The sequence below is a fragment of the Luteibacter sp. UNCMF366Tsu5.1 genome (assembly GCF_900119235.1).
In the GTDB taxonomy this organism is placed as follows: Bacteria; Pseudomonadota; Gammaproteobacteria; order Xanthomonadales; family Rhodanobacteraceae; genus Luteibacter; species Luteibacter flocculans.
Genome location: NZ_FPIS01000002.1, coordinates 266,114 through 289,731, shown reverse-complemented (window position 1 = coordinate 289,731; position 23,618 = coordinate 266,114). Strand labels below are relative to the sequence as shown.

Here is a 23,618-nt window from a genome sequence, read left to right as displayed (position 1 = left end):
TCAGCCGGCCTTGCTCACGGTGAAACCGGATCGCTTCAAGGCGAGCGCCAGCGCATCGGCCAGGTTCGCCTTGGTGACGATGCCCTGCAGATCGAGGCCGAGATGGACGATGGTCTGCGCGATCTGCGGACGCACGCCGCTGATGATCGCGTCGGCGCCCATCAGGCGGATGGCGGTGACGGTCTTCAGCAGGTGCTGGGCCACCAGCGTATCGACGGTCGGGACACCGGTGATGTCGATGATCGCAATCTCCGCGCCCGTCTCGACGATGCGCTGGAGCAGCGACTCCATCACGACCTGGGTGCGCTGAGAATCGAGCGTGCCGATCATCGGCAGGGCAAGCACGCCGTCCCACAGCTTGACCACCGGGGTGGACAGTTCCAGCAGCTCCTCCTGCTGCCGCGCGATGACTTCCTCGCGGGACTTCTGGAAGGTACGGATCGTGTGCATACCCAGCGAATCGAGCAACTCGGAGCTCGCCCACACCTGGCCGGCAAGCTCTGCGGGATCGCTGGCGTACTCGGTCTGCAGCAGATCGAACAGCGGGCGCTTGAGCGAGAAGATGAAGCTGGCCGTGCTCTGCGAATCGAAGCCTTGCAGGGCGCGGTTGCGCGAGAGGCGCTCGAGGAAGGTGCGGGTCTCGGCCCATTCGTTGCTGGCAAGGCCGGCAGCGTCGCCGACGCTCGCCGAACTCACCAACAACCGGATGAACTCACGGGTCTGCGCTTCCAGCTCACCGGCCGGGAGACGCGCATCGCGGCTCAGACCGCTGGCTTCCAGGCTGGCCATCCAACTGGCCTGCAAGGCGGCCTCGTTCTTGCGGATCACGTCGATCGTACGCTGCGACAAAGCCGTCATGAGTATCCCCCGAAAAATACACATGATGGGGTGCGGCGAAGCACAATGGAATACGTCACAATCGTGAATCGATTTGACGACTCCTTCACACGCGGCAAGGTACCTGCCTCGCCACGATCTATGAGCGAACCCATGTCCAGCGAACGCCCCCTTGTCGTCCTCATTGTGGAAGACGACAGCGCCATCCGAGAGCTCTCGGCCATGATCCTGGAGGACGCCGGGCACGAGGTGCATGCGGTACGGGATGGTGACGCCGCGGACGCGTGGCTACAGCAGAACGAGGCCGATCTGCTGTTCACCGACATCCGCATGCCCGGGCGGATCACGGGCGAGGAGCTGGCCCGGCGCCACGCGCACATGCGCGTGCTCGTGACCTCGGGCGAGTTGAAGGAGCAGCACCCCTGGCTCGACGAGCGCATGGTGTACCTGCCCAAGCCGTACGACCGCAAGGCCTTGCTCGCGGCCGTGAGGCAGCTCGCCGCCTGATCGCTAGGCCTTGTCGATCACACGGCAGATCCGCCCGTCGGCAAAGCCGAATTCGGACTGCCCACGCATCTCGATGACCGTGCCGGCACCCGGGCCATCGGGAATGTCTTCCGCAATCTCGCCATGGAAGTCGATGGTCGCCACGATGGTGGCATCCCTCTCTTCCAGCGACTGCACCGTCTGCTGGCGCGACGCGAACATGGCGGCACCCACGCGGGCCAGCTTCTCGAATTCCGTCTTGCCGTCCGTCGCCACGGCGAGCGTGTCGCCTGCGTGGTGCTCGAAGCGGACGTCGTCGGACAAGGTGGCCAGCATGCCGTCGATGTCGAAGCGGTTGTACGCCTCGATGTAGCGATCGATCAGTTGTCGGCGGGTCGGGTCGATCATGACGTTCCTTGGGAGGGTTGAGCCCCGATCATACAAAGGAACCCGGCGCCGAAAACGGCTGAGGGCTCGCCTTGCTCCGGCGGGGTCGGCCCCGTATGGTTCCCGCTTCCGTCCCGACCCGAGCATGCCGATGTCGCATCCGCAGGAGCAGTCCCCCGAGCACCTCAGGCGCAGCCTGTCGAACCGCCACCTGCAACTGATCGCCATCGGCGGCGCCATCGGTACCGGGTTGTTCATGGGCTCGGGCAAGACCATCAGCCTCGCCGGTCCGTCGATCCTGCTGGTGTACCTCATCATCGGGGTGATGCTGTTCTTCGTGATGCGCGCGATGGGCGAGCTGCTGCTCTCCAACCTCAACTACAAGTCCTTCATCGATTTTTCCACCGATCTGTTGGGACCGTGGGCCGGCTTCTTCTGCGGCTGGACCTACTGGTTCTGCTGGATCATCACCGCCATCGCGGACGTGATCGCCATCGCGTCGTACGCACAGTTCTGGTTCCCCGGCCTGGCGCCATGGATACCGGCCGTGCTCTGCGTGCTCCTGCTGCTCGCGCTGAACCTCACCACCGTGCGCCTGTTCGGCGAGCTGGAGTTCTGGTTCGCGCTGATCAAGATCGTGGCGATCTGCGCCCTCATCGTGACCGGCTTCGGCATGGTGGCGTGGAGCTTCCGCTCACCGGACGGCCACGTCGCGTCGCTGGCCAATCTCTGGAACGACGGTGGCATGTTCCCGATGGGCATCGGCGGGTTCTTCGCGGGTTTCCAGATCGCCGTGTTCGCCTTCGTCGGCATCGAGCTCGTCGGCACCACCGCCGCCGAGACCGCCGATCCGGAACGCAACCTGCCCAAGGCGATCAACTCGATCCCCGTACGCATCATCCTCTTCTACGTGCTGTCGCTCGTCGTCATCATGGCGGTCACGCCGTGGCGCCAGGTCATTCCGGGCAAGAGCCCCTTCGTGGAACTGTTCGTGCTGGCCGGCATCCCGGCGGCGGCGAGCCTTATCAACTTCGTGGTGCTCACCTCGGCCACCTCGTCGGCCAACAGCGGCATCTTCTCTACCAGCCGCATGCTCTACGGCCTGGCCGAGGAAGACCATGCGCCGTCGGCGTTCAAGCGACTGTCGAGGGCTGCTGTGCCGTCGCGGGGACTGCTGTTCTCGTGCATCTGCCTGCTCGGCGGCGCGATGCTGGTCTACGTGATTCCGAACCTCGTCACCGCCTTTACGCTGGTGACCACACTGGCGGCCATCCTCTTCATGTTCGTGTGGTCGCTGATCCTGGTGGCGTACATGGCCTATCGGAAGCACCGGCCGGAGTTGCACGCCGTGTCCAGCTACAAGATGCCGGGCGGTGTGGCGATGTGCTGGGCGTGCCTGATCTTCTTCGCCTTCGTGCTGGTGCTGCTCGCACTGGAAAGCGACACCCGGCAAGCACTCATCGCCAGCCCCGTGTGGTTCGCCATCCTCGGCATCGGTTACGCGGTGCGTCGACGCAGGGCGTAAGAGCATCGGCGTAGGGGGAGCCGCTATAACAGCGAGAAAAGCCAGTGCCGGTGGGAGCCAGCCTGCTGGCGATGGGGGCTTGCCTCGCCCGCTAAACCGCTTCGTTGGCTTTTCGCCAGCAGGCTGGCTGCCACCGATGCACCTGTCACCGGTGCACCTTTCCGCATATCGCGAAGCACAAAAAAGGCCCGCCCCTTGGGAGCGAGCCTTCGATATCAAAAGCGGTCGCCGGGCGTTGACCCGACGACCGCCGGTCTTCAGAACGCCACGCGCACGCCAGCGGTGACGCCGTAGGCGGAGCGGCGCGAGCCTTCCTCGGCGGTGAGGCCACCGTAGAGGTAGGTGTTCTTGCCGAGACGCATGGTGCCGTTCGCATTGACCTGCACGAAGCTGCGACCGACGCCCGGAGCCGCCGTATCGAAGCGCTGGCCAGCCAGCGTGTCATGCACGGTCGGGTCGAGCAGGTCTCCGGTATCGGCACCCACCGCGACGCCGGCACGCCAGGTCAGCGTCGTGGCAAGCGGATCGGACGCCTTCGAGCCCATCGTGACGCCGGCAAGCACGCGCGTGCCGGTCTCGGAGAGCTTGTCGAGCGAAAGCGCCGCGGCCGAACCGTGTTCGCTTACTGCATCGCGCTCCACCTTCTGCCAGATGACGCTGGCATACGGTTCGATACGCGTACCGTTGGCGGTCTGCATCGGCATGCGCAGGGTCGCGCTGGCCATGTTGTCCTTACCGGACGTCTTGGTTTCCAGCGATGCACCGCCCATCGGATCGGCGCGACGCGTCGTCCAATCGGTGGTGCCATAGGCCGCCATGCCGTCGAGGACGAAACGACCCATCGCCTGCTGCGCGTAAACGATGCCCGAGTTGCCGCGGATCGTGCCCGAGCCGCCGTGGGCGATCACGTTCGTGTCGTGATGCGTCGCGGCCACACCGAGCACCGTGCCACCTTCGGCGTAGAGATCGATACCGGCCGTGGTGCGATCGGTGCCGGTCTCGAAGCCGCTGCCCTGGCCGTCAGCGATGGAGCGGTTGCCGTCACGGGTCAGGTTCGACCACACGGTATGAGCGACGTCGGCCGAGCGATCGGTGCCGAGGTGATCGGTCACGTCACGCTGCATGCCGAGGCCGGCACTGCGCGCGGCGGCCGCCTGATCGGCATGAACCTCGCCAGACAGGCTGCTCACCATCGGGCCCACCTGATCGGCCCCGAGCGACGAGACTGCATAGAGCAGCTGGCTCTGCGCAACCGTCGCGTTGCCGGCATCCTGTGCGAGCACGCTGCCGTCCAGCGCCGCCGCAGCGGCCAGGCCGTTGCGCTTGGCATTCGCACCGAGCAGCTCGGCGTAAGACACCGGTGCCACACGCAGGTCGATGCTATGACCACCGTCCACACCGTAGAACGCGAGGAAGCGCGTGTGCGGTGCGAGGCCGTCGGTGGGCTGATCGATCGACGTGAAGTGACCGACGACACCGCCTTCCGCCGTGACGATGCGATAGGTGCTGCCCAGCGTCGGCACGTAGGTGTTGGACGCGTCGCCGGTGATGCCACGAATCGTCGGTGCCAGCGTGCCGTTGGCGATGAACTGATTGCCCGCACCAGTGACCAGCACGCGCGAGTAGTTCCCGCGACCCGTGCCCGTGCCGAGGCCGTCGACGTCGATTTCCAACCGGCTGCCAGCCTGCATGGTCACCGTACCGGCCACCGTCAGGGTGCCCGGCGAGTTACCTGGGGCGAGCGTGCCCTGAACATTGACCGGACCAGCGATGTGGCCGACACCGCGCAGCATACCGATGCTGTCCACCTGCACGAAGCTGCTGGTCAGCGAGCCATTGGCACTGAGGATGCCGTCCTGCACGCAGGTACCGCTGGCGAGATCGGACTGGCCGGTCAGGCTCAGGCGACCCTTGCCCGTCTTCACGAAGCAGTTGTCGCCCGATGCCGCGACGAGGTTGCCCGAGAGCACCGTGGTCGTACCGGCGTCCACGTTCACGCCGGAGTCGCCGCTGATGACGACCTGCTGGCCCGTGCCCAGCGTGGCCACGGTCTGCAGCATGCCACCCTGAAGCAGGATCGCACCCGTACCGAGCGACGAGCCGGAATCGATGCGGATGACGCCGCCCTGGATGAGCGTGCCACCGGTGAACGAGTTGTTGCCGCTGACGACGAGCGTGCCGCCGCCGAGCTTGACCAGACCACCGGTGCCGCTGATGTCGCCCTGCTGGTTCAGCGTGGCACCCGTGGCCGTGGTGATGCTCGCACCACGCGAGCCGATCACGATGTCGCGCGCGGTCGTCATCGTCTGCGTGACGGACAGGTTGCCGCCATTGATGGCGATGTTGCCCGAGGCATTGCCGAGGTTCGCATCCGACGCGATCTGCAGCGTGCCGCCGTTGATCGCCGTGCCACCGGTGTAGGTGTTGTTGCCGCTGAGGATCAACGTGCCGTCGTTCACCGTCGTGCCACCGGCATGCGAGGCGACACCCGAAACCACCAGCGTGCCCGCGCCGTTCTTCACCAGACCACCCGCACCCGCGACGCTGCCGCTGGCCGTGAGGGTGGTACCCGTATCGGTCGCGACGATGCCGTTGCTGCCGAGGTCGAGGTTACGCGCCGTGGCGAAGCTGCCGGTGGTGTGCAGCGTGCCGCCCGCAAAGGCGATGCCGTTGGACGCCGCACCGAGGTTGGCATCGGAAGCGACCTGCAAGGTGCCGCCGTTGAGCGTGTTGCCGCCCGTGTACGTGTTGTTGCCGCTCAGGATCAGCGTGCCGTCGTTTACCGTCGTGCCGCCCGTGTGCGACGCGACGCCGCTGATGGCAAGCACGCCGGCACCGTTCTTCACGAGGCCACCCGCACCCGACACGGTGCCGCTGGTCGACATCTGCGTACCCGCATCGACGGCGACGGACGCGTCGTGCTGAAGCGCGAGGTTGCGCGACGAGGTCACGTCGCCGGTGGTGTGCAGCGAACCGCCGTTGAAGATCAACTGGCCGCCGGTACCGAGGTTGGCGTCGCTGGCGATCTGCAGCGTGCCGTTGTCGATGCGCGTGTCGCCGCTGAAGCCGTTGGCATGGTCGAGCACGAGCGTGCCCTGGCCGGTCTTGACGACCGGACCGGTGCCGAGCACGTCGCCGTGCACCGCCGTGGTCGTGTTCGCGCCCACGTCGAACGTGAGGCCGCCGAACATGCCGATCTGCTTGGACGTATCGACGTTGCCCGTGGTCGCCAGCGTACCGCCCGCGACGATCAGGCCGCCGCCGAGCGACGAACCGAGTGCCGCACCGCTGTTCACCTGCAGCGTGGCGCCGGCGAGGATCGAGGTGGAGCCCATGTAACCATTCGTACCGTTGAGCACCAGCGTGCCATCGGACACGACAACACCACCCGTCTGGTTCGCGTTGCCGTCGACGCGCAGCGTACCGTCGCCCGTCTTGTACAGCGTACCGTCGCCGCCGATGCCGCCCGTGGTGGCGAACTGGGTGTTGCCATCCGCGTCGATGGTGCCGCCGTTCGGGCTGAGCACGATATTGCGCGATGCGTCGACGTTACCCGTGGTGTGCAGCGTGCCGTTGTCGAGGCGGATGTCGCCCGAGGCGTTGCCGAGGTTGCTGTCCTGGCTGATCTCCACGCGGCTCTGCGAGCCGATCGTGGTGCCGCCGGTGTAGGTATTGTTGCCCGCGAGTACGAGCGTGCCCTGCCCGGTGTGCACCAGCATGCCGTTACCGGACACCGTGCCGCCGAGGGTCAGGGTGTCGCCCGCATCGTTGACGAACGAACCGGCGCCATTGAGCGCAACGTTGCGCGACGTCGCCATGGTGTCGCTGGCGTGGAGCGTCGCGCCGTTGAGCGTCAGGCCACCGTTGGCGTTGCCGAGGTTGTCGTCGCTGGAGACCTGAAGCACGCCGCCGCCGTTGACCACGGTGCCGCCGGCATAGGTGTTGTGCGTGCCGTCGAGTACCAGCGTGCCGCCGTTCACGATCGTGGCGCCGGTATGGTCGAGATCGCCCGTCTGCACCAGGGTACCCGCGCCGTTCTTGATGAAGTCGCCGCTGCCGGAGACGTCACCCGCATGGGCGAACGTGGTGCCCGCCTCGGTCTTCACCGTGCCGTTGCCGACCACCGAGATATCGCGCGACGAGGTGACGTCGGCGAGTGTGTCCAGCGTGCCGTGATTCAGCACGAGGGGGCCGCTGCCCAGCGCGTTGTCGTTACCGATGGCGACGGTACCGCCGTTGCTCACGGTGGTGCCACCGCTGTAGGTGTTGGCACCGGCGAGGGTCTGCGTACCGCCGCTGACGTTGAGGCCACCCTGTCCGGCGATCGTGCCGCTGAACGTATCGTGCGCGTTGGTGAGGTTCAGATCGTTGCCGCCGAGCAGCACCGAGCCGTTGCCCGCAAGCGACGTGCCCGTCGTGTCATGGTTGGCACCGGAAACGTCGAGCGTGCCGGCAGCGCCGACGACGATGTCCTGCGTACCGATCGAGCCGTTGCCGGAAAGCGCCAGCGTACCGCCGTTGACGATGGTGTCGCCGTAGTTGTTGGCGTCGGTGAAAGTGACCGTGCCGGTGCCGCTCTTCACCACGTCGCCGGTGCCGGCGATCGTGCCGCCGAAGCTGCCGTTCGTGTTCTGCGCGAAATCGACCGTGCCGTCGTTGTCGATGTGGCCCTGGAGGCTGCCGGTATCGCCCTGCAGCGTGCCCTGCGCAACGTCGGTGCCACCGGTGTAGGTGCTCGGGCCGGTGAGCGTGAGCGTGCCGTCTCCGGTCTTGGTCAACGTGCCGTTGCCGTCCACGCCGCCGGTGAAGGTGACGTTGCCGTCGGTCGTATCGACCGTGCCGCCGCCGCTGCGCACCGTGACGTCCTGGCCGCGCGTGGTGTCTTCAGTCGGCTTGAACGTGCCGTTGTTGAACAGGATCGAGTTCGGATCGTTGAGTTCCGGATCCGTCTGGTCGTAGACACCGCCGTTCTGCAGCGGGAAGCCGTTGAGGTCGGCACCGCTGATCGTCAGCACGTTGGTGAGCACCGGGTCCCACGGATCCCATGCCTGGGTGGGGTTGGCGGCGGGCACGTAGGTGTAGGTGTAGACGCCGGGAAGCAGATTGCTGAACGACACGCCCTGCCAGGTCAGCACGTCGCCATGACCGGTCTGGTTCGTCGGCGTGAGCGTGGTGCCGGTGGCCGCGGCGGCGTAGAAATTGTTGACACCATCTTCCAGGCCGGTCGGCGTCGAGCTGACCAGCTGGGTGAAGTCCACGAGCTGCTGGTAGCCGTTCGGACCGACCAACTGGAACTGACCTTCGAAGTGGTTGGCCTCGGACGGGTCGTGATAGGTGCCGTACCAGAACGTAAGCGCGCCGCTACCGTTGTTCGTGTAACCGACGGAAATCGTATGCGCGCTGGCGAACGGCATGCCGCAGAGGGCGAGCGCGAGGCCGAGGGCGGCGCGGGTCAGGGTGGCGGCAGTGGAGCCGCCGGCAGCGGAGCGGCCGCCCTTGGCCTTGGAACGAGCATGTTCGGAAGTGACGACGAGCTGGCCGAGCGTCCGGTTCCAGACGATGCGAAAAATTCTGTTCATGGGGGTGTTTGGTCCTGTCGTGAGTCGATGCCCCTCCCCAACTTCCCTGCGTTTCATGGACGACAGCTTTGGTCGGTGAGCGGGGATGCCATCAGCAAGGCCCGTGCCAGCCGGCGTGAAGACCGCGTTAACGCGGTCCGCAGTAACACGCGGTTACGGCCATGTGACGCAGCGGGTCGTTTTGTGACACCTGTCACGGAACGTATTTGCCGTGAAAGGTAAGCGCGTTATCGGCAAGAGGTGAGAGCGTCCCTCCGACGTGGTGCCTGAACGACGCTGGGCCCAGGTCACGGTGTACCAGCCTCCGGGTGCCGAGCACCCTCTACCATGTCGCCCACGCCGGGCGCCGGCACTCATGGAGAAGAGAATTGAAGACGATTCGACTGACGCTTGCCGCCACGCTGTGGCTGGCGCCCTTCCTGGCCCAGGCAGCTGGATTCGACTGCACCAAGGCCTCCACGGCCATCGAAAAGGCCATCTGCGCCTCGCCCACGGTGTCCGCCCTCGACGGGCAATTGGGCGAAGCCTTCCGGGCCGCCGTGTCGAATCATCCGGACAAGCGCGACGCGCTGACGCTCGACCAGCGCCACTGGCTGGCGGATCGGGACGCGGCCATCTCCGGCGCCTTGCGCGACCATCCGGGCAAGCCCCTGGTCGCCGACGTGGCCGACTATCAGGGCCGAATCGACTTTCTTCGCGGCTTGGACGCCAAGGCGCCACCGCCGCTGGACCGGGTGCGTGAGGCGCTGCCGCGCCTGCCTGCCGGATCGCGCGACATCCTGGCCGACCTGGACAAGGCCGGGCTGCCGGTCGCGGTGGCAACCGAGGTGCGGATCGACGACGCAAAGGATTTTCCGTTCACCCCCGACGCGCCACTGCGCAAGGCGCTGGAAGAGCTCGACGCGTCCTCCGGCTACCGCAAGCTGCCGGGGATGCCCGTCAGTTCGATCTACTCTATCGGCGGGACGGCGAATTGCTGGACGGAGGCCCCCTTCCGACTTGAGGGCAATAGCGCCATCGCCGTCGATCCGCCCCGCGCATGGGACAGCGACTGCATGTCGCTCCATGGCATGGCCCGGGTCGGCGACGACGTGATCGCCACTGTCCTCAGCCATCCGTCGGTGGACGAGACGAACCTCGGCGTCAGCCGCTGGGAAGGGAAACGGTTTGGGCCCGACGCGGTACTGAGCCTGCGCTTCGATCACACCCTGGCGGTGACCGGCAGCGCCTGCGCGCCCGCCCAGTCGCCCTGCGCTGCCTTCGCCACAGCCGCATTGGCCGCCGCGACGCGCTACGACCGGAGCCCGGTCCCCGGTGCGCTCGACCGCCAGCTCAAGGGAGCCGCGAAAGCCGGCTATGCCGCCCTGCTCGCCGCCGCACGGTCCTCTTCGGGTCTCGCACCGCCCGGCAACATGCCCACCTATCCGGAACTGCCGCCCTTCGGCAGCAACCTCGCCTCAGGGCAGATGAACATGTACGGCGAGGACGCCACGTTCTTCCCCATCGATGTCCAGGGCGAGACGCTGCTGGGCTTCATAGGCCATGGCCACATCGGTTGGCGCGTCAACGACGACTGGCTGGTCTCGGCCTGGCGACTGAAAGCCGGCAAGCTCGAAGCGGTGGCATCGGCGTATGTCACGGTACAGCGTGGCGCCCTGCTGCTCTCGTCGATCGTGCCGCCCCCTCCGCCGGTCTCGCACTGAGCTTCGTAATACACCCTGAAAGAAGCAAGAAGCTGGCGTGAGAGAATACGTCCATCGACTTATGGACAGATGGACACATGGCTGTGAATTGGAGTGCGGGCCTCATGCGATGGCGACCGCACACAGACAAGGACGGTAAGCAGCATCCCCTGTACCATTTACATCCGTTTCGGTACGAAGTGGTGATGCCCGCCAAGGACGGACGGCCGGAGACCGTCGTAGCCGTGCATGTTGGTTTCGGCATGCACTGCTTTACCAAGAAAGTCGAAAAGGGCGACGATCCGAGCAATCGGTACGCCGATGACCGTGAGGAACGGACGTTCGACTTTGAGCGGTATGAACATTCCAAGCGACTGAGGACCATCGCTCGCGAGCTGCAGCAACGGCAATGCGCGTTCGCAAAGAACGAGAACTTCGTATGCCTGGATCTCACCGACGCCAATGGCGAGAGGCTGCGCTACGGCGTGTTCTTCAACATCAAAAAGTGGGCAGGACAAGGACGTGGCGACAATGCCGTGCTCCTGGTAATCCAGAGCGCGTACTGCCTTGACCCTAAGAAGCCGGACCCATGCCGGGGGAAGATCCGCTTCAACGTACTCTTGGGTCACGCGTTGCGAGGCACGACCCCAACCCGACCCAAGCGCTAAAAAAGCGAAGCCCCGCAGTGCGGGGCTTCGTAGTCTGGACCCTGTTGCCTCCGCACCGGGCGGGACCACTCGCGTGGCAGGTAACGCTGTCCCAGGGGACACCAGCTATAGCGTTACGGCAATGCTACTCGCCCGGATGGGCGTTGTCGATGATTACCGGTTGATCGTCGATTTAGAACTTTGACTATCAAGCGCCGATTTCGCGTAGTCTTTCGCCTACAGAAATGTCACCCGAGTTGTGCAATATATGCGCGGTCCAACCGGGCCGCAGGGGGCGGTCGCCGGGGGCAAAGGGGAAACACACCCGATGGCACACCCATGAGCGGCTTCAAGCCGGTCACCCATCGTTATGACGATGCGCTGAGCCGTGTCTCGTGGGACGCGTTCGAGCGCCTGATGGCCGAGCATTACCGCAGGCTCGGGTACGCCGTGGAGCACGTCGGTACCGGCGGCGGATTCAACCGCACGGACGGTGGCATCGACCTTTTGCTCCGGCGCGAGCAGGAGGTGATCGTCGTGCAGTGCAAGCACTGGAACTGCTGGCAGGTACCGCACAACGACGTCCATCAGCTCATCGGCGTGATGCACACCGCAGGCGCTACGGGCGCCATCATCATTACGTCAGGCGAATTCACGCCCAAGGCCATCGAGTCGGGATTCAAGTTTCGCCATATCCGGCTGATCGACGGACGCGCCGTCCGCGCCATGCTGGGCCCGGTGGCGGAACCCGAGATGCCACACGCAACGATGGACGGCATGCCCCACTGGACACACGCGCGTTACCGGCCGAGCGTTCGCCGCCGTTCCCACTCGCCGCTGGTCGCAGCGGCGGCTGCGCTGATTACGATGGCGGTGACGCTTACCGTGCTCTATCAGTACTACCTCAACGAAATCCAGCGTGCGCAGCTCGAGGCAACGCGTGCCTCGATGACCCAGGCTGCCACGCGTCTGGCCCAGGCGAGCAGGATGCCGCCGACCTATCCCGGGTTCACCGCGCACAAACCCACGAGCACGATCCAAGGCCACCCTGCCATCGTGCACGACACGCCGACGAGCAAGACGGACATCGCCGAGTGGGAGAGGCAAAACGCAGCGTCGATGCGCATTCTGGAAAAGACCACGCCGTCGCTGCCCTGACGGCAAAGAGACGGTGGAGGTCCACCGTCTCTTTCGTGCTCAGAACGCCCAGTTCACGCTCAATCGTGCGGACTGGTCCTTTGCATGGCTGGCGAACTGCCCCATGTACGACGCATCGATCGTGACCGACGGCGCAGGTTTGAAACGTAGACCCATCGTCGCGACGCCTGCGTTCTCGGCGATCGGGGTGCCCGCCACATGGAACGTATCGCCACCCGCCACGAAGCGCTGGCGGCTGAGCGTGTCCGTGTCGCCCCAGGCATGCTGCCAACCCACGCTGCCGAACGCCGCAATGCCGCCTTCGTCGGAAAGCGTCCAGTTGCCGCGCAGGCCGAGCGTGCCGAACGTCTGCGCGGACGTCTCCCCCATCACGTCCAGCGCGGCAGGACCCGGCTGCTCGTGCAGATGATCGGTGCGCAACTGCTGGCGAGCGACGTTGACGAACGGCGCGAGGGACGCACGATCAAAACGGAGCTCGTAGGCGCCTTCGACGAACACCTGCGCCGACCGCGCGTGCTGGCTGCCCGCCACGCGGCCGCCGAGGGTGTCGACGTCTACCGTGCGATGCGTATCGATGTCGCGGTAGCTGTACAACGCGCCCGCCTGAAGCAACACGTTACCGTAGTGCCCACTACCGTAGAGCGCGGCGGTGCGTGTGTCGCCACTGGCGGAATCGCCGCGAGCGGATGCCGAGACATGACCGCTGCCGAGCGCTACGCCAAGGCGCGTATCGCTGCCGATGCCCGCGTCCGCGCCGACCAGCAAACCGCTGCCGTTGGCGCTCAGGCGTGCGGCATTGCCATCGCCGTCGTGGTTGCCCCAATGACCCCACACGGACGCCCATGCGCCACTGGCGTCGTCGGCGCCGTCTGCCTGTTGCACGAGCAGATGCTGATTGATCGCGTCGCGCTGGTAGCGGTCGTCGTCGACCAGTGCGCCACGCAGATTGGCGCGGATCTCGCCGGAGAGGTTGTCGAACGCACGCACAGCGGTGGCGCTGTCCATCCTCAGGATCGCATCGTAGACGGGGCCGCTGCCCAGCGATTCCGCCGCCGCGGCGGTCGCGCGCTGATTGCGCGTGACGGCGACGTCAGGGAACGTGCGGTCGTTGCGAGCGAGCGTGAGGTCGACAGCGTTGGAAGTGTAGACAAGCGACGGCGTGAGGAACGCCAGATCCGACGAGACATTCGAGAATGTACCGCCCACGCCGCCCACCGCGGTGAGGATGCGATACGTGGTGTTGGCTTGCCATTGCGCACCGCTGCCGAGGCTCACTACCGAACCGCCCTGCAACGATGCCCTGCCACCGACGGTCACGCTGTCCGAAGTGCCGGCGTCGGTGACGTCGACGGTGTAACGCATTCCTGCCGCCAGCGTCAGGTCGCCAGTGAACGACAGGCTACCGACCGTACCGCGACCGGCAGGCGAAAGCTCGCTACCCGCCGCGAAGGAGGCGCTACCGGCCTTGCCTGTACCTGTCAGCACCGCGCCGTTAGCGAACGCGAGGCTGCCGCCCAGCGCGCCGTCCAGTTGCAACGTGCCGGCGATGCTCGATGTGCCGGCAAAGGCGCTGCTGTCGCCGGTCAGGCGCAACGCATGGCTGCCCAATTTGTGAAACGCGCCGTCGCCGGACATCGTGCCTGCGTAATCGACATCGTCCGAGCGGTCGAGCACCAGCGATCCGTGGTTGGCGATGTTCAGCGGCAAGGTGCCGCGCGTGCCGCCGTCGCCGACGTGCAGCGTGCCATCGGCAATGGTCGTGAGGCCCGTATTGGCAACGGTGCCGGTTAGCACGAGCGTGCCGGCGCCCGTCTTCGTGAAGGACCCAGCGACGGGTGCACCAATCGTTCCAGGTATCGCGCTGTCGTCGATACGGCCCGACAAGGTCGCGGTGTTGCCTGCCTGAACGTCGATGCTGCCTTCGCCCACAAGCCGAACGGCATTCGCAAGCGACAGGCCATCCGCCCCGAAGGCAAGCGTGCCGCCGCTCATCACGAGGTTGCCGGTGCCGATGGCTCCGCTATCGCCCAGACGCAATGTGCCGTCGCTGAGCCAGGTAATGCCGCCGTAACTGTTCGCATGCTCGAGCACGAGCGTACCTGCGCCCGTCTTCTGCCACGAACCGGGACCCGTGATCGCGCCGCCCCATGTGAAGACGTTGGCTGCGTCGTCGATGCCGATGCCGCCACCCGGGAGGAGCGACAGGGTACGATCGGTCGATGTGTACGACGTACCGGTAATCCGCAGTTCGCCACCGATCATAGTCACGACATTTGCGGCATCGCCAAGATTGGCATCGTTGCGAACGGACACGGTGCCGCCGTTGATGGTAAGCCCGCCAGAGAACGTATTTGCACCGTTGAGCACCAGCGTCCCGGCATCCTGCTTCGTGAACCCCTGCGTGCCCGAGAGCACCGAATCGATGGCAGCTACATAAGCTCGGCCTACCGACGTACCGTCGCCCACGCGGAGTATGACCGGACCACCTGACTCAACGAGGTTCAGGGAGTCGCCCGTCACGCGATAGCCGTCGCTCAGGAACTGCATGCCCGTGACCGCCAGTGCGCCGGCCGACGCGTCCGCAGTAACGGTACCCGGCGCGCCCCCGAAGACCGCGAAGCCCGGCTGCGGCGTCATGGGCGCGGTGATGCTGGCTTGCGCGTCGGTCCAGGTGTTGGACGTAGCCGACCACGTACCGCTGCCGCCGCCCATCTGCGTCGTGGTGGCAAGACCGTTGGCGTTCCAGAAATTTAGCGTGGCGCCCGTGTAGTCGATGAGGTTGATCTGCCTGGCACCGGTCAGATACTGCAACTGCACCAAGCGCCCCGACGGCGCGCTGCCGACATGCAGGCCGCCGTTGGTCGTGGTGAGCGTGGTGCCATACGAGAACAGCGTGTACACACCCGGGCCCATGCCACCCGCATCGCTCACGTTGAGCGTCACGTCGCCCAACGACAACGCACCGGTCACGACGACCTTGTCGCCCGCACCCGATGCGCCCAGTTCGGCGTCGTAAGTGCTGCCGTCGGCCATCGCGAGGTCGCCGTCCACGGTGAGCGTGCCGATCGAATGACCCGGCGAAAGCGATGCGCCACCCGCCAGCGAAACATCGCCAACGATGAGGCCGTGACCGCCAAGACCGGCACCGCTGTCGACCGACACGTTGCCGTTCAACTGCGCGGGGCTACCCGCGACGCTTCCCACGATGAGCTGACCGGACTGCACAGTGGTGTCGCCCGTATACGGTGCCGCGTCACCATCGAACAGCAGCGTACCCGTGCCCGCCTTTATGAAATGACCACTGCCGGCGAGCGCTTCGGTGAAGCTCGCGACGTCGGAACGGTTGAAAACCAGGGTGCCATTGTTGATGACGTCGCTGGTCAACGTGCCGCTGGTGCCGCCGTTTCCGACGGCAAGCGACGTGCCCGTACCGATCCGGGTCACCACGTCGGTCCGCAGGGTACCCGTGATGACGGTGCCCTGCGGCGAGATCAGGTCCGCGCTGCTGACGTTGACGTTGCCGGTCACCGTCGTCGCGAGCGTATTGGCGAGCGTGAAGTCGGCGGCGGTGACGTTGCCGATGGCCCCGATGGCATTGCCCGCCGAGGTCAGCGTGATGTTACCCGCGACATTCGCGGTGAAGGTGGCGGCGGTGACCGCGCCGGCAATCTGGTTCAGTGAACCATGCGCACTATCGATATTCAGCGTACCGGTCGACGTCACGTCGTGGTTCAAGGTGATACCCGTATCGCCTTGCAAGGCAACCGTGCTTCCGCTGACCTGTCCGCCCGTTGCAAATGTACCGCCGCGCGACGTCAACGACACTGCCCCGCTGGTAATGACATCGAAGGGCAGGACCACCCTTCCGCCTGACGACAGTGAGACGTTGCCGTTAGCCGCATAACTCACATTGCTGACCGTGAGATCGGTAGCGCTGTTCACGGCGATGTTGCCGCCGACGAGCGATACGCCGCTGCCGAAGTCGTTACCCGCGTTGATCAGGGTGATGTCGTTCGTGCCGGCGTCGAACGCGTTGGCGCTCGCACCGACGAACGCGCCGCTCTGCTCGATCGGGCCACCGTGCGTGGTGATGCTGATCGATCCCGCACGGATACTGTCCTGCGCCACGACATGGTTGCCGTTGGCGCTGAACGACGTCAGCATGTTGGAAAAGCCGACGTCCGCGCCCAGCGTGATGTCGTTCGGCGTGACGATGGACAGTGCGAACGTGCCGATGACCGGCGCCACGATGTCGATGGCCGCCTGCGACTGCATCGTCACCGCGCTGTTGAGTTGAATCGGCGCACCGTAGGTCTGCTGACCGGTGGTCGTGATGTTTCCCGCCAGCCCGATCACATTGGAATTCTGCAGATTCAGCGTACCGTCGACGTTGACGGCGTGCAGGCTGAGAGGCGCCCCGCCGGAACTGGTGACGTTGCCCGTGCCCTGGATCGATCCGGTGACGTTGATGCCGGCCGCGTCGAATTGCCCCGTGGCGAACGCGACGGACGCACCGTTGGACGCACCTTGAAGCCGCACGTCCCCAATAAGGGACTGGGCACCGCCGTTGGCGGGAATGTTGGAGCTGATCGTGACGACGCCGCCATCGTTCACCTGCACGGCGCCATTGAGGGTGGCTCCCGGCAACATCAGCAACTGGTTGAGTGTGCCGTTGAAGATGATCGCGGAGGCGCGAGATACACCATCCGCGGCGAGGCCGCCCTGAATGAGGCTGCCGTTCTGTATCAGCGTCCCGCCGCCATACGTGATCACGCCCGCGCCGGCTGCACCGGTAGGCCCGACCGCGGCACCACCGAAGATGCTCCCGGAGTTGATAAGCCTCGAGTTCGCGCCTGCGAGAGTCACGCCCGCTCCGCTTTGGCCCGCATCGAACGGCCCCGCGCCACCCGTGCCCTCGGCGCCGCCGACGCCGCCGGTGATGGTGCCGCTGTTGGTTACCTGGGTGCCGTTACCCAACGCCAGCAGGCCATCGCCACCGCCACCGCCACCCGCACCGATAGTGGTGCCGGTGCCGCCGCCAGTGCCACCCCGCCCACCCGCGCCGCCCTTCAACGTGCCCGCCGTCACCAGCACGGTGCCGTCGGCCGCCAGGATGAGGCCCGTGCCACCGCCACCACCACCCCCCGGGCCCGAGCCGGTGTTGGACTGGCCATCACCACCGTTGCCACCGTTCCCGCCCGCCATGTTCACGCCGGACGAAATACTGATACTCGTGCTGGTGCTATAGACGCCGGCACCGCCGCCGCCACCGCCACCGCCGGCACGAGCGCCGAAGCCGCCATCGCCGCCGTTCTGGCCAGTCAGCGTCCCGTTCGTACCCGAGTTGCCCCCCGTACCTCCCGCGCCGTCATTCGGAAAATCCTGGCCGTTGGCGCCAGCGCCGCCATTCCCGTTGACGCTAAGCCCGCCGGCGATCTGCGCGAGGGGTATCGCGATCGCGTTGCCACCGTTGCCATTGCCGAAACCACCCTGGCCGAGACGGTCGTAGGTCTGGACGACGCTCGGCGTACCGCCTGCGGCACTGCATGGGCGCAGGTCGAGCGGCGTGCATTGGGCAGCAGAAACCACCGAGGAGGAGAGCCCGAGACCCGCGGCGAGGAACGCCAATGACAACGCACGCAGGCGTGGCATCCCACCCCGTTCGTCGCGTGCGACCTGTGCGCGAGACGACGAAAGCTCCGAGGCCACCTGCACAACGCGCAGCGCCCCGTTCCATACGAGATGGTAAACACGATTCATTGGGATCCCCTTGGCGACGGCGCCTCCCTGCCAGGGTCGACGCATTGGCGCGCATCTTAGCGCCGTTCCAGGGGTGACGTGTGATCAGGGGAGCGGCTGCACCTCAACGACATCGCCGCCCTGGGGAGGCACGGCCAACGACGCGGAGGTATTCCGCCCCATGGGCGACATTCCTTGTCGTGGAGGCCGGGCCTCCGTCAGACCCGGCACGGAAAGGGCGAGTTCAGGGGGCCGATTGCACGTCGCTCATGCTGCCTTCCGACGACGACGGCAAATCCAGGTAATGGGCCGGTCGCTGCTCGCTGAATCGATTGGGCAGATCGATATTGAGTCGACCTGCCAGATACTCGACCAGGGCCTCCAACGGAACGCCGTACGGCGTGGACACGTGAGGCGATGCGAAGATGTCTGCGATGGCAGTGGCGTAGCGGGGATCGCCCGAGCCGAAGATGTAGATGTCGCGCGGTGGAATATCGTGCGGGAAATGCACCTCCGCGTAGGTGGGGTCGTAGGCGGCGAGACTGACGTTGTCCGAAAGCGTTGCGACCTCACGACCTTCGGTCCAGACCGCGTAGTTATGGAACGCCTGCCCCGGTTGAATAGGCGACGCACGATCCATGAGCCGGTGCATGTAAGCCCTGTCGGCAGCCCGCATCGTTCCGTGCCCGCGCGTGAAAGGCGTGTCCAGCATCGACGGCACACCGCTGAATGTGCCGAACGTATCGTTGTTGCCGGATGCACCGAATCCGCCATTCGCGATCAGCTCCTCGGGCGAACGCATGTCGTACCGATACACGATGGAGTGATCCGTGGAGACCAGGTAACCCTGGGCGTTGGCTCGCAGGGAATCTCTCCGGAATTCGTCCATGCGCGTGCGCTGGCCCTCGATGTTGTTCCTCAGTCGCTCATTGAGGTGATACGCGCGCGTCATCGAACTCCTGGGCACAACCTGGGCGATATAGCCCTCATCGATCGCGGGCGCTGCCGCCCCTTGTGAGGAAGAGGGCGCGTCTTCATCGTGATCCGACGGCAGTTCATCACCTTCCGGCACTTCCGCGTCCCCTCCAGCCAAACGCGGCGATCTCAGTGGGCTCAGCGGATAACCGATGCGCCCATGGATTCGGTCCAGAGGCGCGAGCACGAACTGCTCCGGCCCCTGGGCGGTAGGCCGTTCGCCGACACGAGAATGGGAGCCGATCCCAGGAATGGTATTCAGACTATCGAAAGCGGCACCCAGCGGAACGGCCGTCGCAAAGGTGATCAGGCCCTCCGCCAGGCCATCCCGCCTCTCCTCGAAGGTTCGGCCATCGATTTCTCGCTCGATGCCCAGGCCCAGGCCGACCGCGGCGCTGCTCGCCTGAACGGCAATCGCGAGCGGCGGCGCGTATCCCAACGGACCCAGCAAGGTGACCGTGCGGTGCAGCGTGGTGCGCCACGCTTCCCATGACGTCGCCACACGCATCCTCGCATCGTCGCGCAGTCGGCGTTCGGTGCGCTTGCGCATGTCCTCGAAGGGATCGCCGTCGATCGGCGCGTTACGCGTATCGATGATCTTGCTGTCCGCATGCCACCGACCACTGGCAATCTTCTCGAGGCTGGTTTTTACGCCCGACCAGAACACACCGTCCTGCTGGTCGTAGAGCGAAAAGCGAGACATCAGGTCGTCGAGTGCCCGCGGGTCGTTCGCCTGCTTCACGACCCAGCGTCGAAGATCCGCTTCATCAGAGAAGGCCACGAACGCCGGCTTTCCTTCGGGGATGTACAGCACCTCGCCCTTGCCAGGGGAAACAAAGCGCAGGAGGTTGCTGGACGTATAGCCATGGATATCGAAATGGCGGACCTGGACCGAGCGTGGCCGCCCCGCACGCAACTGCCAGACCTTGATCGGACCATCCAGAGGGACGTTGGATGCGCCGCCTGCCATGACCTGCTCGTACTGCTCCTGCGTCAGCACACCGGAAGCCCGCGCATGACGTGCCTGCTCGACGAATCGATAGCGGGCCAGCAAGGGCCAGTTGTGCCCGACACGCTTCCAGTACGCGTCGAAATCGACGTGTAATTTCTTCACGTACGGAAGTTCGTCGAACACCTTCTTTGCCTTGAACTCGTCGAGTATCCGAGAGAGACGGAAGTCGGGACGGCGTGCGAACGTGGTGCCGGCACGAAACACGGCGAACGCATCGTCAAGACGGCGGAAATCCTCGTAGACGGTGTCGATGACGTTGCCCTTCGCGACGAAGGTGTTGTACAGGTACCCGGGCCCGGTGCGGCTCCAAAGAAACGTGCCGACCTGCGAGAAGTAGTCCATCGCGCTGCGTGCATGCACCATACGGTTGAGAAAGGCATACAGCGACGCGCTGGCCTTCCCTCCCCCATTCAGTCCACCGACCGCATCCGCGAGCCCCGCAAAAGCGGTATGCCGGGAATGCTCGGGAAAGGCCTCCATCAGCGCGTCCGTCAGCCTGACGATCTGGTCCGGCTTGCCCTCCTTCCGCGTCGTCGCCGACGCAAAGTGAGCGACCACGTAATCGTCGCCGTCGATGCCGAGGTGCGCCTTGATGAAGTCTTTCGCTACGAGCCGGGGGTCGGGAATGGGGGCATTGAAAACCTGCGCGGAAATCGCCCCGTACAGGCGAGCATCGCCTTCCGTCGCGAACAAGGGCGCGAATGTCGGCACGGTCACATGCGGATAGGTCGCCTGCGGCGCCTTGGTCGCCGTCGTTTTGCCTGCCGCACCGGCAGGGGGCGTGATCGACGCGTCAGCCTGCGCGGGGAGGCTGACCGCGCCAGCGATGGCCAGGGCCAGTGCAGCAGCGAGCCGCGTGAGGGGGAGCGGATGGCTCATAGATACGTTCCTTGTGGTTTGCAACCGGACGTTCTTGATTCCGGCGTGGAGGCGGGTAGAACTCAGGGAAGCTGCTGCACGTCGTTCGTGTGCCCTTCCGACGACGACGGCAAATCCAGGTGGTGTGCAGGCCGCTGCTCGCTGAAACGGTTGGGTCGATGGATATCGAGTCGCCCCGCCAGGTACTCGACCAGAGCTTCCAACGGAACGCCATACGGCGTGGACACGTGCGGCGACTCGAAGATATCGGCGATGGCGGAGGCATAGCGCGGATTGCCTGAGCCGAAGATGTAGATATCGCGGGCGGCGATGTCGTGCGGGAAATGTACCTCGGCGTAACGCCGATCGTAGGCGATCACGTCGGCATTGTCGGACAGCGAAGCCACCTCACGCCCCTCGGTCCAGACCGCGTAGTTATGGAACACCTGTCCCGCTTGCATCGGTGCGGCGCGGTCTACGAGCCGATGCCTGAAAGCCCTGTCGGCGGCCCGCATCGTTCCGTTGCCACGCGTGGAAGGCGTACTCAGGATGGACGGCACGCCGTTGAACGTGCCGAATACATCGTCGTTGCCGGACGCACCGAACCCGCCTTCGCTGAGCAGTTGTTCGGGCGTGCGGATGTCGTACCGATACACGATCGAGTGATCCGTCGATACCCGGTATCTCCGCTCGTTGACCCTCAGAGATCCCGTCCGGAAGTCGTCCAGGCGGGTGCGCCGGGCCTCGATGCTTCGTCTCAGGACTTCGTTCACCTGGACCGACCGTTCGTGCGAGTTCCTGGGCGCGACCTGCACGAGATAGCCCTCGTCAGGCGGGGGCGCTGCTGCCTGTGCCGCCGGTTCGGACGGCGCAGCGCCCGCACCGTCATTCGGCGGCGGTACGTCGGCTCGAGGCACCTCGGCCTCCCCCGCCGGCAAGCGCGGCGATCCCACCGGACTCAGTGGATACCCGATACGACCGTTGACTTGCCGCAAAGGCGCCAGCCCGAACGGCTTTACATCCTGAGCCGCAATGAGGTCATCCGTCTGAGAACTCGGTCCGGCCTCCGGTCGGGCAGTCGAGTTACGGATAGCACCACCCAGCGCAGCGGTCGTAACAAAGGTCATGATCCCTTGCGATCCTGCTTTCCTCTCCGCAAAGGTTCGGCCATGAGTTGCGCTATCAGCGCTCAGACCCAAATCGAGCAGGAGGGTGGACGAGATGACGAACTCCCCCAAATACGGGACAAAATCCAGCGGCGCGAGCAGAATCTCACCACGCTTCAGCGTGGTTCGCCAAGCTTCCCACGAGGTACTGACGCTCATCTTCGCGTCCTTGCGCAGCCTGTTTTCGATTCGGTCACGCATGTCCTCGAACACGTCACCGGCAATCGACGCATTGCGGTTATCGATGAGCTTGTCGTCCGCATGCCACTGGCCGTTGGCAATCTTTTGCAGGCTCGTGCGCACGCCCGACCAGAACACACCGTCCTGCTGGTCATAAAGTGAAAAGCGAGACAGAAGGTCATCGAATGCTGCGGGATCCTTCGCCTGCTTTACCACCCAGCGCCGAAGTTCCGCCTCATCGGAGAAAGCAACGAACACCGGGTCGCGCCCAGGTATATAAAGCACTTCGCTGTTGTCGGGACTGACGAAGCGCAGCAGATTGCTCGACGTATAGCCATGGATATCGAACCGACGGACCTGGACGTACCGAGGCTTCCCGCTGCGCAACTGCTGCATCGTGACCGGACCTTGCAGAGGAACGTTCGGCGCGCCGCCCGCCATGACCCGCTCGAACTGCTTCTGTGTCAACACGCCCGTAGCGCGCCCGTGTCGGGCCGCTTCGACAAAGCGATAGCGGGCCAGCGTCGCCCAGTTAGGACCGACGCGCTTCCAGTACGCGTCAAAGTCATCCAGCAGCTTCTTGACGTACGGAAGTTCGGAGCGCGAGAGCTTTACCCCAAGCTTGTCGAGTACCTGGGAGAGACGGAAGTCCGGCTCGCCGGCAAAGCTCGCGTTGGCGCGGAACACGCCGAATGCGCTGTCGAGCTGGCGGAAGTCCTGAAGGGCTACATCGAAGACGTTTCCTTTGGCGAAGAAGGTGTTCTGCACGTAACCGAACCCCGTACGGCTCCACAGGAACATGCCGATACGGGAGACGTAATCCATCGCGCTTTGGCTGTGCACCATCTGATCGATAAAAGTGAACTGCGACGGGCTGGCTCCTCCCTGGTACAGGCGACCCACCACATCCGCGACTCCCGCGAAGAACGTGTGTCGCGAATGCTCGGGAAACGCCTCCATCAGCGCATCGGTCAGTGTGACGATCTGATCCGGCTTGCCCTCCTTGCGCGTCTTCGCTGAGGCGAAATGAGCGACCACGTAATCGTCGCCGTCGACGTTCAGGTGTGCCTTGATGAACGCTTTAGCCACCAGGCGTGGGTCGGGAATGGGCGCTTGATGCGCCTCGTTGACCATCGTCCAATAAGCGCGTGCGTCGTCTTCCTTAGCAAAGAGTGGCGTGAAGGCACGCACCGCTACCGGCGTCTGGTCGACCCGCGCCACCTTGTTCGTCGTCACGTCGCCCGCCTCGTCGATGGCCGGCACGGCACCCACCGAAAACGAGATCGCGCCAACCAAGGCCAGTGCCAGCGCAGCAGCGAGCCGAGCGAAAGGGAGCGGATGGCTCATGAATACGTTCCTTGTCGTTGAAGCCGGCCCCTCATGACGC

Annotated in this window: 11 protein-coding genes; 5 read left to right on the top strand and 6 right to left on the bottom strand. The window is 65.1% G+C overall.

Going from position 1 to position 23,618, the window contains the following annotated elements:
* Complete coding sequence (locus tag BT115_RS10485) at nt 1–858, bottom strand: STAS domain-containing protein (protein ID WP_072322560.1); 858 nt, start codon at nt 856–858, stop codon at nt 1–3.
* A 132-nt stretch (nt 859–990) separates the two neighbouring features.
* Between BT115_RS10485 and BT115_RS10480 the strand changes: the two genes are divergently transcribed.
* Nucleotides 991–1,344, top strand: coding sequence for a response regulator (locus tag BT115_RS10480; RefSeq protein WP_177257400.1), 354 nt, complete (start codon nt 991–993; stop codon nt 1,342–1,344).
* Nucleotides 1,345–1,347: 3 nt separating this feature from the next.
* Here the strand turns inward: BT115_RS10480 and BT115_RS10475 are convergent, their stop codons facing one another.
* Nucleotides 1,348–1,731, bottom strand: a complete 384-nt coding sequence (locus BT115_RS10475; protein WP_072322558.1) for a nuclear transport factor 2 family protein — start codon at nt 1,729–1,731, stop codon at nt 1,348–1,350.
* Between the two features lie 130 nt (nt 1,732–1,861).
* Here BT115_RS10475 and cycA point away from each other — a divergent pair, with 130 nt between their 5' ends.
* The gene (gene cycA / locus BT115_RS10470) at nt 1,862–3,235 is read left to right on the top strand and encodes a D-serine/D-alanine/glycine transporter (RefSeq protein WP_072322557.1); all 1,374 of its coding nucleotides are present in this window, start codon (nt 1,862–1,864) and stop codon (nt 3,233–3,235) included.
* A gap of 257 nt (nt 3,236–3,492) precedes the next feature.
* On the opposite strand, the gene BT115_RS10465 is transcribed toward cycA, so the two are convergent.
* Nucleotides 3,493–8,814 (bottom strand): autotransporter-associated beta strand repeat-containing protein, encoded by a 5,322-nt coding sequence (locus BT115_RS10465; RefSeq protein ID WP_072322556.1) that lies wholly within the window; start codon nt 8,812–8,814, stop codon nt 3,493–3,495.
* A gap of 368 nt (nt 8,815–9,182) precedes the next feature.
* Here BT115_RS10465 and BT115_RS10460 point away from each other — a divergent pair, with 368 nt between their 5' ends.
* The 3 genes from BT115_RS10460 to BT115_RS10450 all read left to right on the top strand — a co-directional run bounded on the left by BT115_RS10460 (nt 9,183) and on the right by BT115_RS10450 (nt 12,301).
* Nucleotides 9,183–10,517, top strand: coding sequence for a lysozyme inhibitor LprI family protein (locus BT115_RS10460; protein WP_072322555.1), 1,335 nt, complete (start codon nt 9,183–9,185; stop codon nt 10,515–10,517).
* Nucleotides 10,518–10,702: 185 nt separating this feature from the next.
* Nucleotides 10,703–11,164, top strand: coding sequence for a hypothetical protein (locus tag BT115_RS10455; protein WP_143144531.1), 462 nt, complete (start codon nt 10,703–10,705; stop codon nt 11,162–11,164).
* Nucleotides 11,165–11,482: 318 nt separating this feature from the next.
* Complete coding sequence (locus tag BT115_RS10450) at nt 11,483–12,301, top strand: restriction endonuclease (RefSeq protein WP_072322554.1); 819 nt, start codon at nt 11,483–11,485, stop codon at nt 12,299–12,301.
* Nucleotides 12,302–12,340: 39 nt separating this feature from the next.
* Here BT115_RS10450 and BT115_RS10445 read toward each other — a convergent pair whose 3' ends face one another.
* From BT115_RS10445 to BT115_RS10435, 3 genes are all read right to left on the bottom strand, one after another.
* Complete coding sequence (locus BT115_RS10445) at nt 12,341–18,061, bottom strand: autotransporter domain-containing protein (protein WP_072322553.1); 5,721 nt, start codon at nt 18,059–18,061, stop codon at nt 12,341–12,343.
* A 223-nt stretch (nt 18,062–18,284) separates the two neighbouring features.
* On the bottom strand, nt 18,285–20,906 hold the full coding sequence (locus BT115_RS10440) for a dermonecrotic toxin domain-containing protein (protein ID WP_072322552.1): 2,622 nt from the start codon (nt 20,904–20,906) through the stop codon (nt 18,285–18,287).
* A gap of 62 nt (nt 20,907–20,968) precedes the next feature.
* Nucleotides 20,969–23,578, bottom strand: coding sequence for a dermonecrotic toxin domain-containing protein (locus BT115_RS10435; RefSeq protein WP_072322551.1), 2,610 nt, complete (start codon nt 23,576–23,578; stop codon nt 20,969–20,971).
* Nucleotides 23,579–23,618 lie beyond the last annotated feature (40 nt).